Origin of the sequence: Rhodococcus sp. NPDC080181, assembly GCF_040702225.1 — a bacterium.
GTDB classification, from domain to species: Bacteria; Actinomycetota; Actinomycetes; order Mycobacteriales; family Mycobacteriaceae; genus Rhodococcoides; species Rhodococcoides fascians.
Window position 1 is genome coordinate 326,823 of the sequence record NZ_JBFBKN010000002.1, and the last position, 15,073, is coordinate 341,895.

A 15,073-nucleotide genomic window follows, 5' to 3' on the forward strand; every position below is an offset into this window, starting at 1 on the left:
CAGTTCGACCGCACGCACACCTTTGGAGCATCCATGCCTCATTCATCTTCCCTCTCTGTCTCCGATCTGACGTTCTCCTGGCCCGACGGCGACCCCGTGTTCGACGCGTTGTCGGCCATCTTCCCCAGCGGCACAACAGGTCTCGTCGGATCGAACGGTGCCGGAAAGTCGACCCTTCTGAGATTGCTCGCCGCAGAACTGACGCCGCAGCGCGGTTCGATCTCGATGCCCGGCGTCCTGGGTTATCTCCGTCAGGACATCGCACTCGACCCCGAGCTCCCGGTGGATCGCGTGCTGGCCATCGATTCGGTCCGAAAGGCATTGCATCGCATCGAATCCGGCACATCCTCCGAGGACGATTTCGCCATCGTCGGATCGGCCTGGGACGTCGAGGAGCGCGCGCTGGCGTTGCTGAACAAGCTCGGGCTGGGCGGCATCGTCGGCACCCTCGACGACCTGGATCGACCGGTCGGCACGCTGTCCGGTGGCGAAGCGATGCTGCTGGCTCTCACCGCGCAGTTGCTCGCCGAACCAGACGTACTGCTGTTGGACGAGCCGACCAACAACCTGGATCTCGTTGCACGAGAACGACTGTATGCGGCCGTGGATGGATACTCGGGGGTGCTCGTCGTCTGCAGCCACGATCTCGAATTGCTCGAGCGTGTCGATACCGTCGCCGAGGTCCGCGCCGAACGCAGCGGCACCTCCCGAGTACGCATGTTCGGTGGAAACTACACGCACTACCGATCGGTGATCGACGCCGAGCAGGAAGCCGCGCGGGCGAGCGTCCGAGACGCCAAGAACGACGTGCGCAAGCAGGAACGCGAATTGGTCGACACACAAATCAAACTCGATCGCAGGTTGCGCTACGGCAAGAAGATGTCGGAGCAGAAGCGCGTACCTCCGATCCTTGCGGGCAGACGCAAGCGGGCCGCACAGGAATCGGCCGGCAAACTACGCGGTACCCACAGCGATCGCGTCGACGATGCCCGAACGTCACTGTCTGCCGCCGAGGATCTCCTGCGCGACGACCGCGAGATACGCGTCGACCTACCTGCAACGAAAGTTCATCCGGGACAGATAGTTCTGACTCATGACGACGTTCACATCGTCGGTCCCGAACGCATCGCGCTCGTCGGGCCGAACGGAAGCGGCAAAACCACCCTGCTGCGCAGTCTCGACGCCGCCGACGCCGAAGTGCCGTGGAAATACCTCCCGCAACGCCTCGACATCTTCGACGAATCACGCACCGTTGCCGAGAACATCGCCGACGTGGCACCGCACGCCACCGCCGAGCAGATCCGTGGCCAACTGGCCCGATTCCTCTTCCGCGGATCCGACGCCGATGCCGTCGTCGCCACCCTCTCCGGAGGCGAACGACTGCGAGCCGCACTGGCACGAATCCTGTTGGCCGAGCCTGCACCGAAACTACTGATGCTCGACGAGCCCACCAACAACCTCGACATCACCAGCCGCCAACACCTCATCGACGCACTGAACACATTCGAGGGTGCACTGATCATCGCCAGCCACGATCGCCCGTTCCTCGACGCGATCGCCCCTACCCGCACCATCGACCTGACGCCGATCGCCCAGCCCACCGACTCGGCCGACTCGGCCGAGGAAACACCCACCCGGGAGGAGTCAATGTGACGTTCGGTGGCCTTTTCGGGGGTCAATGTCACGTTGAGTGGACTTCCAGGGTCAGAATCGGAAGGTGGAATACGCCTCGAATGCAGATGATGGGACGCAGATCGCATACACGGTGGTGGGGTCCGGGCCGCCGTTGTTGATGGTGCACGGCAGTTTCCTGACGCACACGATTTGGCGGACGTTCGGATATGTGAAGGCGTTGCGCGGGACTCGGCAGCTCATACTGGTCGACAGTCGCGGTCATGGCCGCAGCGAGAAGCCCCATACTCCCGACGCCTATGCCATGGCCAATATCGTCGGAGATCTGACGGCGGTTCTCGACGCGGTCGGCGCTCCGACCGTCGACTATCTCGGCTATTCGTTCGGTGCGCGGGCCGGTCTCGCGTTGACGGCGGCGAGGCCCGAACGCGTGCGTTCACTCGCGGTGGGGGGCGGTAGTCACGGCGCTCAGGCGGGAGCGTTCGACAGGCTGTTCTTCCCGGGCTGCGCGGACGTGTTGGAGCGCAGCGGCATGGATGGGTTCCTCAAGGCGTGGAACGAGCACCGCATGTTCCCCATCGACCCGGGAACACGAGCGGTGTTCTCCACCAACGACGCTCAGGCCTTGGCCGCGTACATCCGCGCATGCGACGCCGATCCCGGCCTACCCGACGACGTCCTGCAGCACTTCACGCAACCGTCGCTGTTCTACGTCGGCAGCGAGGATCGAACCCGGCTGGGCGACACCCGTGCCGCCGCCGCGCTGGTGCCCGACTCCGAACTGCACATCGTTCGCGGGTTCGACCATGCGACGACGATGGCCGCATCGGCCGAGGTGCTCGAATTCCTCGAGCGGTTCTGGAGCAACTGATCTGAACGCCCACAATTCGCCTCCAGAATCGGGATCCCGCCTCCAGCAGCCAATAATGGGCGCTCACCTCACCTACGACAACCGACCCTGCCGGCCCCACCCACAACTGATCTGAGTGTCCACAATTCGCCTCGAGAATCGGGTCTCCGCCTCCAGCAGCCAATAGTGGGCGCTCACGTCACCCAAGACAACCGACCCTGCCGGCCCCACCCACAACTGATCTGAGTGTCCACAATTCGCCTCGAGAATCGGGATCCCGCCTCCAGCAGCGAATAGTGGGCGCTCACGTCACCTCTTCAGCGCGGGGAACTGGTCGTCACGCCACTCGCTGTCCAGTGGTCCGACGGCCGCGTCCTCACGGGCGCGCAACTCCACGCGGCGGATCTTGCCCGAAATAGTTTTGGGTAGCTCGAAGAACTCGATACGCCGAACTCGCAGGAACGGGGCCAGGTGCTCGCGGGCGTACTTCAGGATCTCGAATGCCGTGTCTTCGTTGGGTTCCCATCCAGCTGCGAGCGCAACATACGCCTTGGGGACGGCCAACCGCGTCTCGTCGGGAGCCGGAACGACGGCCGCCTCGGCCACCGCGGGGTGTTCGATCAGCACGCTTTCGAGCTCGAACGGGGAGATCTTGTAGTCCGAGGCCTTGAATACGTCGTCGGTGCGGCCGACGTAGGTGATGTAGCCCTCGGAGTCCCGCGATGCGACGTCACCGGTGTGGTAGTAGCCGTCGGCCATTACGGCAGCGTTGCGTTCGGGGTCGCCGAGATAGCCGGTCATCAGGTTGAACGGCTGCTGGGCCAGGTCGAGGCAGATCTCGCCCTCGTCGGCCAGTTCGCCGGTGGTGGGGTCGACGATCACCACGGGGACGCCGGGCAGAGGCCGACCCATCGATCCGGACTTCAGCACCGCACCCGGTGTATTGGCAACCAGCGCAGTGGTTTCGGTCTGGCCGAAGCCGTCCCTGATGTTCAGGCCCCAGTCCTGCTGCACCCGCGAGATCACCTCTGGGTTGAGCGGCTCACCGGCACCGATTGCCTCACGCAGTGAACCACCCCCGCCAGCGAGGTCTGCCTGAATCAGCATGCGCCACACGGTCGGTGGCGCGCAGAACGTCGTCACCTCGGCCCGGCGGATCTGCTCGAGCAATGCCTTCGCGTCGAACTTGCCGTAGTTGTAGATGAAGATGGTCGCCTCGGCGATCCACGGTGCGAAGAAGCAGCTCCACGCATGCTTGGCCCAGCCCGGCGAGCTGATGTTCAGGTGCACGTCGCCCGGGCGTAGCCCGAGGAAGTACATCGTGCTCAGATGCCCAGCGGGATAGGAGATCTGAGTGTGTTCGACGAGTTTCGGCTTGCTGGTGGTACCGGAGGTGAAGTACATCAGCAGGCGGTCGGTGGGTGCGGTGACGGACTCGAACGGCCTGGCCTCGACGGACCGGGCATCCGAATAGTCGATCCAACCATCGTGGGCGGTAGTGGCGATTCGCAGATAGTCTCCGGGCACGTCGTCGAATTTGCCGGTGTCCGAGGGGTTCACGATCACGGCGCGAGCATTGCCGCGCACCACTCGGTCGGTCAGGTCGGCGGGCCCGATGGCCGTGGTCGTCGGCATCAAGACCGCTCCGAGCTTCATCACCGCGAGCATCGACTCCCAGAGTTCCACCTGGTTGCCCAGCATCAGGATCACCGAGTCGCCGCGGCCGATTCCCTGCAGTTCGAGCCAACGAGCCACCTGATCGGAGCGACGCGCCATGTCGTCGAAACTGTATTTGGCCTCGCTGCCGTCCTCTTCGACGATCCACAGCGCGGTGCCGTCGTTGCCACGGGCAATCGCGTCGAACCAGTCGATGGCCCAGTTGAACGTCTCGCCGAACGACGGCCATTCGAAAGTCGCTACCGCACGGTCGTAGTCGCCGTAGGTGTCGAGCAGAAGATCGCGTGCGTTTCTGAAAGCCGTATATGCCGAGTCGACCATGTTTCCTCCTGCGCCTGTGATGCCCATCACCGCCACGGTAGGGGAGATGAACAATTCCTCGCTACCCCTGAACGGGGGTGGCAACTCGGCTAACCTCGATCACCGTGGCCATCCGATTCTTTGCGATCGCGTGCGTACTGGGGATCATTCACGCCGCGTTCTCCGCCTATTGGGCTGCAGGCGGTCGATGGATGCTCGACACCGTCGGTGCCTTCGCCACGGAGTGGGCCGACTCCGAACCGGCAACGGCACGAACGGCACTGCTGGTGCTTGCCCTCGTCAAACTCGCCGCAGCAATTCTTCCGGCCCTCGCCTATCTGAACCTGCCGCGCCTGGCAGCACAGAACCGGACGAGGGTGCCGTCGTTGATCTTCGGCATATCCTGGCCCGGCTCTGTACTGCTAATTGTCTGGGGCGGTGCGTCGTTCATCGGAGCGGTGATCGGGTTGGTCGTCTCGGACGAGAACCGATCAGTCAAGTACGGTCACCTGTTCTTCGACGGCATCTTCCTGCTTTGGGGCGCAGCGCTTCTGACGGCACTGATCCTGTCGAGAAAAGCCCCGTACCAACCGCGTTAGATGCGCTCCCCCGTCTCCGGGTGGAAGAGGTGGATCGCACCGTCGAGTCGCGTCAGCCCGATGCTCTCGCCGATCTTGGCCGGAGCTCGGACGGCCGAGCGGGCGACGAGTGAGACCGGCCCGCCGTCGAGCCCCTTGACCTTCGGGTCGTCGAGGTGTGCGTAGAGGTAGGACTCGCTGCCGAGTTCCTCGATCAGATCGACCTTGCCCTCGAAACCTTCACCACCACCGTGCACGATGCCGAGCTGCTCCGGGCGTAGCCCGACGGTGACGTTGTCGAGACCCAGGCTCGCAAGCTTGGTCAGCTCGTCGCGTTCGAGCGGAAGCAGGAAGCTACCGATCTGCACGCCACCCGAGCCGATGGGAACCGTCATCAGGTTCATCGCAGGCGAACCGATGAAGCCGGCGACGAACGCGTTGACCGGGTTGTCGTACAGATCTGTGGGAGAGGCGAACTGCTGCAGTTTGCCACCGCGCAACACCGCAACACGATCACCCATCGTCATGGCCTCGACCTGGTCGTGGGTGACGTAGACCGTCGTGGTGCCGAGCCTGCGCTGCAACGCCGCGATCTGCGTACGCGTCTGGACTCGCAGTTTCGCGTCGAGGTTGGACAGGGGCTCGTCCATGCAGAACACCTGCGGCTCACGAACGATGGCACGCCCCATGGCAACTCGCTGACGCTGACCACCCGAGAGCTTGCCGGGCTTGCGGTCGAGGTACTCGGTGAGGTCGAGAATCTTCGCGGCCTCGGCCACCTTCTTCGTGCGCTCCTCGAGGGACACACCACGCATCTTCAGGGCGAAACCCATGTTCTCCCCGACGGTCTTGTTGGGGTACAGAGCGTAGTTCTGGAACACCATCGCGATGTCGCGGTCCTTCGACGGCACCCCCACCATGTTCTTGCCACCGATCTCGATGGCCCCACCGTCGATCTCCTCGAGGCCGGCGAGCATCCGCAGAGCGGTGGACTTGCCGGAGCCGGAAGGCCCGACCAGCACGACCAATTCGCCGTCCTGGATGTCGAGGTCGAGTGAATCGACGGCGAGCTTGTCGGCACCTTCGTAGACGCAGGATGCCTTCTTGTACGTGATTGCAGCCATGGGACTTTCTCCTACTTGATTGCGCCGAAGGACAGGCCGCGCACGAGCTTGTTCTGCGCGAACCATCCGGCAAGGACGACGGGAAGTGCTGCGAACGTCGCAGCTGCGGAAAGCTGGGCCCAGTACAGGCCCTGACCGGTGATGAATCCGACGAGGTACACCGGAATCGTCTGGGCCTGAACGGCAGTGAGGTTGACCGCGAAGAAGAACTCGTTCCACGAGAAGATGACGCAGATCAACGACGTGGCCGCGATGCCGGGCGAGACCAGCGGCAGGATCACCTCACGTACCGAGGTCCACAGTGACGCGCCGTCCATACTCGCGGCTTCGAGCAGTTCGCTCGGTACCTCGAGGAAGAACGATCGCATCATCCACACGGCGATCGGAAGATTCATCGCGGTGTACAGCACGACCAAAGTCCAGATGTTGTCGAGCATTCCGATGTCACCGACGATGACGTACAGCGGGACGATCGCGGCGACGACGGGCAGCATCTTGGTGGAGATGAAGAAGAACAGCACGTCCTTCGTCTTCTTGACCGGACGCAGCGACAGCGCGAAAGCAGCCGGAACACCCAGCAGCAGAACGAAGATCGTCGAGACGACGGTCGCGAACGCCGAGTTCAGCAACGTCGTGCCGATGCCGCTCTCCAGGACCCCTCGATACTGATCGAGGGTCGGTGTGAAGAACAGCTTGGGCGGGTCGGAGTAGGCGTCGGCCTCCTGCTTGAAACCGGTGAGGACCATCCACAGCACCGGGAAGAAGAACGCGATGCCTGCGACCCAGGCGACGAAGGACCAGATGGAACCCGGGCCCCACTTGCTCTTGCGCTTGATCGGCGCGGGAGTAGTTGTCTTGTCCACAGTTGCGGTACTCATCACGCAGCCTCCTCGGTTCCGCTGAAGCTCTTGAAGATCAGTCTCAGCGCCAGGGTGCTGACGATGATGGTGGCCACGACGGTGACGACGCCCATGGCCGCGGCCTGGCCGATGTCGAAGCCGAGGAACGCTCGCTGGTAGATGTAGAACGGCAGGTTCGCGCTCGCCACACCCGGTCCGCCGGAGGTCATCATGTAGACCGCGTCGAAGGTGTTGACCAGATAGATGGCCCCGAGCACCGCGCCGAGCTCGATGAATCGGCGCAGATGCGGGAGGGTCAGCTCACGGAAGAGCTTGACCGGCCCTGCCCCGTCGACCCGTGCCGCCTCGGCGATGTCCTTCGGCATCGACTGCAGGCCGGCCAGGATCAGCAGCATCATGAACGGAGTCCACTGCCAGATCAGGTTCGCCATGACGGCGGGCAATGGGTAGCGCGAGACCCAGTCGATCTGATCGACACCGAACGGGCTCAGCGCGAAGTTGATCAGGCCGAAGACGGGATCGAACATCGTGGTCTTCCAGATCAACGCGCCGGCTACCGGGGTGATGAGGAACGGGGTGATCAGTAGGGTGCGAATCAGGCTGCGGCCGATGAACTTCCGGTCCAACAGCAGAGCCAGGAACAACCCGAGAACCACCGAGATGATGACGGTTCCGACGATCATGATCACCGTGTTGAGGGCGACCTCACGGAACTGGCTGTCCTGGAAGACCGCGACGTAGTTGTTGAGCCAGTTGAACTTCTGCGAACCCGGTCGGACCAGGTTCCACGACTGCGTCGAGTAGTACAACGTGAACAGGAACGGAACCTGGGTGACGAGAATGGCGAACACCATGGCCGGTAGCAGCGGGCCGCGGCGACGCCACCCTTCGGCCTTGGAGATCGTCCTCGGTCTCGGTACGAACTCCTCGGAATCGGCCTTCGCCGATCGTGTTGCGGTGGTGGTCATCCCTGGTCCTCCTGGTACGTCTTACCGACCACTTCGGCGTATTGCTGCGCTTGTTCGAGCGCGTCGTGGACGCTGATTCGTCCTGCTACTGCGGCGCTGATCTGTTGACTGACACGGGTTCCGAGGTCCTGGAACTCGGGGATGGTCAGGAACTGCACTCCGGTGTACGGAACCGGATCCACAGTGGGATTGTTCGGATCCGCGCCGTTGATCGAATCGAGGGTGACCTGACCGTACGCAGCGGACGCCTCCTCGTATTCGGGAATCCGGTAGGTCGACAGACGACTGCCGGGAGGCACTCGCTCCCAACCCAATTCGTTGCCGACCTTGTTCAGGTATTCCTTGCTGGTCATCCACGAGACGAACTTCCAGGCGTCGTCCGGATTCTCGGACGTCTTCGGGATTCCGAGGGCCCAGGAGTACAGCCACCCGTTGTCGCCCTTGGCGGCCGACGGTGCCTTGGCGTATCCGATCTTGCCGACGACGTTCGAAGACGTCGGGTCTTCGAGGACCGACACTGCAGATGTGGCGTCGTACCACATTGCCGTATTTCCCTGCGACAGTTGCGTTCCGCATTCGCTGAAACCGCTCGTCGCTGCGCCTGCCTGACCGTGTTCACGGACCAGGTCGACGTAGAACTGAACGGCCTGTTCCACCTCTGGGCTGTTGAGCTGTGCGTTCCAGTTCTCGTCGAACCACCGACCACCGAATGCGTTGATGACGGTATCCAACGGGGCGAGTACTTCACCCCAACCGGGCTTGCCGCGCAAGCATATTCCCGATACGTCCGGGCTGTCGAGCTTCGCGGCGGCGTCGGCGACTTCCTGCCAGGTGGGCTCCTCCGGCATGGTGATGCCGGCAGCCTCCATCAGGTCCTTCCGGTACATCAGGAAGGAGGATTCGCCGTAGAACGGCACCGAGTACATGCTCCCCTCGTACGACAGCGACTCCTTCAGGGTGGGAATGAAGTCGTCCTCGTCGTAACCCGGTGTTGCGTCGGCATACTCGGACAGGTTGGTCAGCCAGCCGTTCTCGGCCCACTGCGGGGTCTCGAAGTTGCTGATCATCACCACGTCGAACTCGCCGCCGCCGGTGGCGACCGAGGCGGTGATCTTGGCCCGCGCCTCGTTCTCCGACAGCGACACGAACTTCAGATTGATGCCGGGGTGCTCCGCCTCGAACTCCGGAGCGAGCGAAATGGCGTCGGACATCTGTGAATTGGAGACGATCGCGACGGTGATCGTCTTGCCGTCACCGTCACCACCGAACGAGCCGGCTCCGGCGCAGCCGGACAGCACCAAAGTTGTCGCAAGCGAGGCCGCGACAGCCACTTTCGGTAAAACCCTCACTGAAATACCTTTCCATTGGAGGTCGCCGTTGCAGGAGCTTGCGCAACGAGCCAGCGTGCACTTTCGATGTCGGTCACCAGGATCGAGGCCAGTCCGCCGCGCAGAGCACCGAGGAGCGCCTCGTGTTTACGTTGCCCACCGGTGACGAGCACAGCCCGATCACACGCCCTGATGGCGTCGAGCCCCACCGACACGGTTCGGCCGGGGAGTGATCCTCCGGTATCGATGCCGTCGGCGTCGTAGAACCGTCCGCCGATCTCGCCGACTGCACCGAGGCGGCGCAATTCTTCGAGCACGTCGAGGTCGATGAAGCTGCCCTCGAACAAGGTGGTGGACGTGGAAACGGGACCGATGCCGTACATCATCACATCGGCATCGGTCCCGGCTTTGAGGGCGCGCGAGATCACGGAATCCTGCTCCAACGCAACGACTGTCGCCTGATCGGCGTACAGCGGCGCGTTGAGCCGGATGGGTGTCGCCTGCAGGTACGCAGCGCACCGTCCCAGTGTGTACTCGACACCGGTCTGATAGTCGGCCGAGGTGATGGAGCCGTCGAGTTGTACCACCGCAGCACATTTGGTGGATCGGGTCTTCAGCGAGCTCGCCACCGCCACCGTTTCGGGGCCCCAGGTGAACCCCAGGACGTCGCGATCCTTGAGTCGACGCGAGAGCAACGTCGCTGCCGCTCGGCCGAGGGATCCGTAGCCGGTGTCCGTGCCGTCGATGACGTCCGAGACGACCAACACCTCGGTGAGTCCGAACTTCGCTTCGAGCTCACGCTCGACGTCCGCGTGCACGGTGCCCTGCAGATCGTCGGGGACGTTGATCTCGATCGTCACGAGCCCCTGGGAACGAGCCCGCGCGACCAACCGTCCTGCAGTCGGGCGCGAGACGCCCAGTTTCACGGCGATCTCGGCCTGCGTCGCGCCTTCGAGGTGGTACATCGTGGCGGCGCGCAGAGCCAGCCGGAGATCTTCTCCCGACCGCGCGGACTTCGCCCCACCGGGCTCCGATCCGTCCATGACGCCTCCCTGACCAGTGAGCAAATGCTCAGCTCGTGTTCATCTGCTCACTAAGCTAACATTAAGGTGTGATCTACACAACACCCCCTCGCATCCAGCGGCCCGTGCCACAGTCCATGCAGGCCAGCGTGCTCACCGGCGTGCACGAGATACGAATGGAAGACCGGCCGGTGCCGACCCCAGCGCACGACGAGGTACTGGTCCAGGTCACCGCCGTCGGCGTGTGCGGGTCCGATGCGCATTACTACCGGGAGGGGCGCATCGGCGAGTACGTGGTCGACGGCCCGCTGGTCCTCGGTCACGAGGCGGCCGGTGTGATCGTCGCGGTCGGCTCCGATGTGTCCGACGCCCGCGTCGGGCAGCGGGTGTCCATCGAACCGCAGCGTCCCGATCCCACCAGCGCCCAGTCGCGCGCCGGCCGCTACAACCTGTGCCCGGCCATGGAATTCTTCGCCACGCCGCCGATCGACGGCGCGCTGGCAGAGTACGTACTGATCCAGTCGGTGTTCGCCCACGACGTCCCCGACTCGATCTCCGACGAAGCCGCAGCACTGTTCGAGCCGCTGTCGGTCGGTATCGCGTCGGCGCAGAAGGCCGGAATCACCGCCGGATCCAGCGTGCTCATCGCCGGTGCAGGCCCGGTCGGCATCGTCACCGCCCAGGTGGCCCGTGCTTTCGGTGCCACCGAGGTGATCGTCAGTGACATCGACGCACCGCGGCGTGACAATGCCGCGAAACTCGGTGCGACGCGGGTGCTCGATCCAGCAGTGGACGACGTGCGTGCGCTGGAAGTGGACGCGTTCATCGACGCATCGGGTGCCGCTCGGGCCGTCGTCGACGGCATTCATGCTGTGCGGCCGGCGGGTACCGTCGTACTAGTGGGCATGGGCGGTTCGGATTACCCGCTTCCCATCTCGCTGATTCAGAACCGAGAACTGGTTCTCACCGGCGTGTTTCGCTACGCCAACACGTGGCCGATCGCGCGCGAGCTCGTCCTGGCCGGTCGCGTCGACCTCGATGCTATGGTCACCGCGCGTTTCGGTCTCGATCGCGTCGAGGATGCCTTGAATGCAGACAAGCAACCCGGCAGCATCAAAGCCGTTGTGATTCCCGGTCTTTCCCAGAGCCCATCGAAGGAGACGAACGTATGAAGTTGAACTCGCGCAATCTCGACGACTTCATCGAGGACGTGGCCGTTCCCACCTACGACCGTTCCGACGTCACCGTGGGCATCGTGCATTTCGGTGTCGGCGGCTTCCATCGAGCACATCAGGCGATGTACATCGACCGGTTGTTGCAACAGGGGCAAGGGTCCGAGTGGGGCATCTGTGGAGTGGGCGTACTTCCCGGAGACCGCCGGATGAAGGACGTGATGGAGGCGCAGAACTGCCTGTACACGTTGGCGCTCAAGCATTCCGACGGCACGTGGGACACCCGCGTCGTCGGATCCATCGTCGAATATCTCTTCGCGCCCGACGACGCAGAAGCCGTCGTCGAGAAGATGGCCGCGGAGACCACGAGGATCGTCTCCCTCACGATCACCGAGGGCGGCTACAACTTCTCCGCGACGACGGGCGAGTTCGACGTCGAGAACCCCGCCATCGTCGCCGATCTCGTGGACGGGGCCGTTCCGGCAACCACATTCGGGCTCGTCGTGGAGGCATTGTCACGGCGCAAGGAACGCGGACTGAAGCCGTTCACGATCATGTCGTGCGACAACATCGAAGGCAACGGCCACATCGCACAATCGACATTCACCACCTTTGCCCGCCTGAAGGATCCAGCTCTCGCAGAATGGATCGCCGCAGAAGGGGCGTTCCCCAACTCCATGGTCGACCGCATCACTCCGGTCACGACACCGGAAGTGATCGAGGAACTCTCGGCTCGCTACGCCATCGACGATCAGTGGCCCGTAGCCGGTGAGCCGTTCACACAGTGGGTGCTCGAGGACAACTTCACGCTGGGACGACCGCCTCTCGAGGACGTCGGAGTTCAGGTTGTCGACGACGTCACGCCGTACGAGCTGATGAAGCTACGGCTGCTCAACGCCAGCCATCAGGCGCTCGCGTATTTCGGCTACCTCAGCGGTTTTCGACTGGTGCACGAAGTCTGTCAGGACCCGCAGTTCGCCGCGTTCCTGCTCGCGTACATGGACGAGGAAGCAACGCCCACATTGCAACCCGTTCCCGGCATCGACCTCGCCGAATACAAGCACACGCTCATCGAACGGTTCTCCAACCCGGAAATCCGCGACACCGTCGCCCGCCTGTGCGCCGAGTCCTCGGATCGAATTCCCAAGTGGCTGTTGCCCGTAATCCGCAAGAATCTCGAGAGCGGCGGTGAGATCACTCGCTCCACCGCAGTCGTTGCCAGTTGGGCACGCTACGCCGAGGCAGTCGACGAGGCCGGTGAGCCCATCGACATCGTCGATCAACTGAAGGATTCACTCGTTCCGATCGCGCAGGGTCAGCGAGAGAATCCGACGGCCTTCATCGCCAATCGAGCAGTGTTCGGCGATCTGATCGACAACGAACGTTTCGTCGCCGAGTACACGAAACAGTTGGCGTCACTGCAGAAGAACGGTGCGCGCGCGACCCTGGAGGCGCTCATGTCGACTCGCTGAATTTTTCGGTGTCTCGAACCTGGCCGGAGACGATGACGGTATCGCCTGCGCCGATCACCGTGTCTGCCGTGGCGTAGGTGAACCCTTCACCCGGACGCTTGACTGCAACGACGGTTACTCCGTGCTTGGTGCGAATTCCACTCTCGCCCAGAGTTTTTCCTAGCAGCGAGGCCGGGGGCGACGTCTTCGCCATGGCAAAGCCGTCGTCGAACTCGATGTAGTCCATCATCCGACCACGTACCAGGTGAGCTACTCGCTTACCCATGTCGTGCTCGGGCCGGACGACGTGGTGGACGCCGATCTGGCTGAGAATCTTGGCGTGCGCGTTGCTCAGAGCCTTGGCCCAGATGGTCGACATCGACAGATTCACCAGAGCCGATGCGGTGAGCAGGCTCGCTTCGAGATTGGAACCGATGCCCACGACGGCGCGGTCGTACTCGTGTACCGAAAGTTGTCGCAACGACTCCTCGTCGGTGGTATCGGCCACCACAGCATGCGTCAAACGGTCTGCCACGCGTTGCACTACGGCCTCGTCGCTGTCGACGCCGAGCACCTCGACTCCCTGGCTCATCAGTTCCAGCGCCAGCGACTTACCGAAGCGGCCGAGACCGAGAACGACGACGACGTCGGAGGACGGTTTCCTAGCCAATGAACGGCCTTTCCGTGGGAAGCATGTAGCGCCGACCGCGGTCGCGGGCGGCGAGAGCACTGACCAGAGTGATGGAACCGATGCGGCCCAGATACATCAGGACGATCAGAATCATCTGGCCCCAGCCCGGCAACTGCGCGGTGATTCCGGTGGACAGGCCCACCGTCGCGAATGCCGAGACGACCTCGAAGAGAAGCACGTCGAGGTCGAAGTTCGTGCGGGCCAACAGCGCCACCACCGGCAGCATGATGAGGGCCACCCCGATCAACGCGACGGTCAATGCCTGACGTTGCACCCGAGGATCTATTCGACGGTCGAACACCGTCACCTCGCGGTCACCGCGGATTTCGGCCACGATGACGAACAGCAGCAAGGCAAATGTGGTGACCTTGATGCCGCCTGCCGTACCGCCGCTGCCACCACCGATGAACATCAGGACATCGGTGATCAAGAGGGTCGCGTTGTCCACATCCGCGTAATCGACACTGTTGAAGCCTGCGGTGCGGGGCATGACGCCCTGGAACGTCGCGACGAGCATCTTGTCCCAGAACCCGAATCCGCCCAGGGTTCTCGACCACTCGAAAAGCAACACCACCGTCGGACCGAGAACCAACAGAACGGCGGTGACGGACAACGTCATCCGGGTGTGCAAGGTCCAGCGCTTGCGAGAACGAACGCCGCGGGCACGCGATCGGATACGACGGGCGATCTCGAACAGAACCGGAAACCCGATGCCGCCCAGCACGACCGCGATCAACAACGGCACACAGATCCACGGGTCGGTGGCGAACCCGATCATGTTGTCGCTGAAGAGCGCGAATCCGGCGTTGTTGAACGCCGACACGGAATGGAAGATCCCCAGCCAGATTGCGCGGCCGAGGGGCTCGTCGTATCCGAAGAAGAAGCGCGCCGACAGACAGAGCGCGACAACACCCTCGATGATCAGACTGGTGCGAAACACACCCACGACGACGCTACGAACGTCGCCCAGCCCGGATGTGCGTACCTCGGCTGCCGCATTCAACCTGCCCCGAAGACCGATCCGATCCGCCAGGAGCAACCCGACCAAGGACGCGATCGTCATGATCCCGAACCCGCCGATCTGAATCAGGCCGAGAATGACGCCCTGGCCGAGACCCGACCAGTACACCGGGGTGTCCACCACGATCAGACCCGTCAGGCTCACCGCCGAGGTCGACGTGAACAGCGCCTGCAGAATCCCGGTGTCGTTTCCAGGCACGGTGGCCGCCGGAACCATCAGGATGCCCGCACCGAGGAGTATGGCCACCGCGAAACCCGTTGCCATCACTCTGACCGGCGTCGGCCTGAAGAGCGCGAACCGTCGTGATGCCTGGTGAGCGTCTGTCACCCGGCAGACAGTACCGGTGGGACGAACCGCTTCGCGGCACGTGCGCGGAACTTCGTAGCAGGGGTCGAGTTT

The 15,073-nt window shown here is 63.3% G+C and carries 13 protein-coding genes; 5 read left to right on the forward strand and 8 right to left on the reverse strand.

Annotated features, from left to right (window positions below; translation table 11 throughout):
- Window positions 1–33: 33 nt before the first annotated feature.
- Together AB0O58_RS03805 and AB0O58_RS03810 are read left to right on the forward strand one after the other, a co-directional pair.
- The gene (locus tag AB0O58_RS03805) at window positions 34–1,653 is read left to right on the forward strand and encodes an ATP-binding cassette domain-containing protein (protein WP_366237912.1); all 1,620 of its coding nucleotides are present in this window, start codon (window positions 34–36) and stop codon (window positions 1,651–1,653) included.
- A gap of 64 nt (window positions 1,654–1,717) precedes the next feature.
- Window positions 1,718–2,503 carry an alpha/beta hydrolase gene (locus AB0O58_RS03810; protein WP_366237913.1) on the forward strand — a complete coding sequence of 262 codons (786 nt, stop codon included), beginning with the start codon at window positions 1,718–1,720 and terminating at the stop codon, window positions 2,501–2,503.
- Between the two features lie 288 nt (window positions 2,504–2,791).
- On the opposite strand, the gene AB0O58_RS03815 is transcribed toward AB0O58_RS03810, so the two are convergent.
- A complete protein-coding gene (locus AB0O58_RS03815; protein ID WP_167326986.1) occupies window positions 2,792–4,480 on the reverse strand; it encodes an AMP-binding protein in 1,689 nt (562 codons plus the stop codon).
- Between the two features lie 104 nt (window positions 4,481–4,584).
- Between AB0O58_RS03815 and AB0O58_RS03820 the strand changes: the two genes are divergently transcribed.
- On the forward strand, window positions 4,585–5,058 hold the full coding sequence (locus AB0O58_RS03820) for a DUF3995 domain-containing protein (protein ID WP_219520481.1): 474 nt from the start codon (window positions 4,585–4,587) through the stop codon (window positions 5,056–5,058).
- Here the strand turns inward: AB0O58_RS03820 and AB0O58_RS03825 are convergent.
- The 5 genes from AB0O58_RS03825 to AB0O58_RS03845 are packed head-to-tail and all read right to left on the reverse strand — an operon-like array spanning window position 5,055 to window position 10,360.
- Window positions 5,055–6,161 carry an ATP-binding cassette domain-containing protein gene (locus tag AB0O58_RS03825; RefSeq protein WP_219520482.1) on the reverse strand — a complete coding sequence of 369 codons (1,107 nt, stop codon included), beginning with the start codon at window positions 6,159–6,161 and terminating at the stop codon, window positions 5,055–5,057. The genes AB0O58_RS03820 and AB0O58_RS03825 overlap by 4 nt on opposite strands.
- Window positions 6,162–6,172: 11 nt before the next feature.
- Window positions 6,173–7,039: a carbohydrate ABC transporter permease gene (locus AB0O58_RS03830; protein WP_048317884.1), complete on the reverse strand. Its 867-nt coding sequence runs from the start codon at window positions 7,037–7,039 to the stop codon at window positions 6,173–6,175.
- Complete coding sequence (locus tag AB0O58_RS03835) at window positions 7,039–7,989, reverse strand: sugar ABC transporter permease (RefSeq protein WP_032374787.1); 951 nt, start codon at window positions 7,987–7,989, stop codon at window positions 7,039–7,041. Before AB0O58_RS03835 ends, AB0O58_RS03830 begins: the two co-directional genes overlap by 1 nt.
- On the reverse strand, window positions 7,986–9,320 hold the full coding sequence (locus tag AB0O58_RS03840) for a sugar ABC transporter substrate-binding protein (RefSeq protein WP_032374786.1): 1,335 nt from the start codon (window positions 9,318–9,320) through the stop codon (window positions 7,986–7,988). The genes AB0O58_RS03835 and AB0O58_RS03840 overlap by 4 nt, the downstream gene beginning before the upstream one ends.
- A gap of 14 nt (window positions 9,321–9,334) precedes the next feature.
- Entirely contained in the window at window positions 9,335–10,360 is a 1,026-nt protein-coding gene (locus tag AB0O58_RS03845) for a sugar-binding domain-containing protein (RefSeq protein WP_032367122.1), read from the reverse strand.
- Between the two features lie 116 nt (window positions 10,361–10,476).
- Here AB0O58_RS03845 and AB0O58_RS03850 point away from each other — a divergent pair, with 116 nt between their 5' ends.
- Both AB0O58_RS03850 and AB0O58_RS03855 read left to right on the forward strand, forming a co-directional pair.
- The gene (locus AB0O58_RS03850) at window positions 10,477–11,511 is read left to right on the forward strand and encodes an NAD(P)-dependent alcohol dehydrogenase (RefSeq protein ID WP_027495334.1); all 1,035 of its coding nucleotides are present in this window, start codon (window positions 10,477–10,479) and stop codon (window positions 11,509–11,511) included.
- On the forward strand, window positions 11,508–12,983 hold the full coding sequence (locus AB0O58_RS03855; protein ID WP_032374785.1) for a mannitol dehydrogenase family protein: 1,476 nt from the start codon (window positions 11,508–11,510) through the stop codon (window positions 12,981–12,983). The genes AB0O58_RS03850 and AB0O58_RS03855 overlap by 4 nt, the downstream gene beginning before the upstream one ends.
- Here the strand turns inward: AB0O58_RS03855 and AB0O58_RS03860 are convergent.
- Together AB0O58_RS03860 and AB0O58_RS03865 are read right to left on the reverse strand one after the other, a co-directional pair.
- On the reverse strand, window positions 12,967–13,632 hold the full coding sequence (locus AB0O58_RS03860) for a TrkA family potassium uptake protein (RefSeq protein WP_027495332.1): 666 nt from the start codon (window positions 13,630–13,632) through the stop codon (window positions 12,967–12,969). The genes AB0O58_RS03855 and AB0O58_RS03860 overlap by 17 nt on opposite strands.
- Entirely contained in the window at window positions 13,625–14,938 is a 1,314-nt protein-coding gene (locus AB0O58_RS03865; RefSeq protein WP_366237932.1) for a potassium transporter TrkG, read from the reverse strand. The genes AB0O58_RS03860 and AB0O58_RS03865 overlap by 8 nt, the downstream gene beginning before the upstream one ends.
- Window positions 14,939–15,073: the final 135 nt, after the last annotated feature.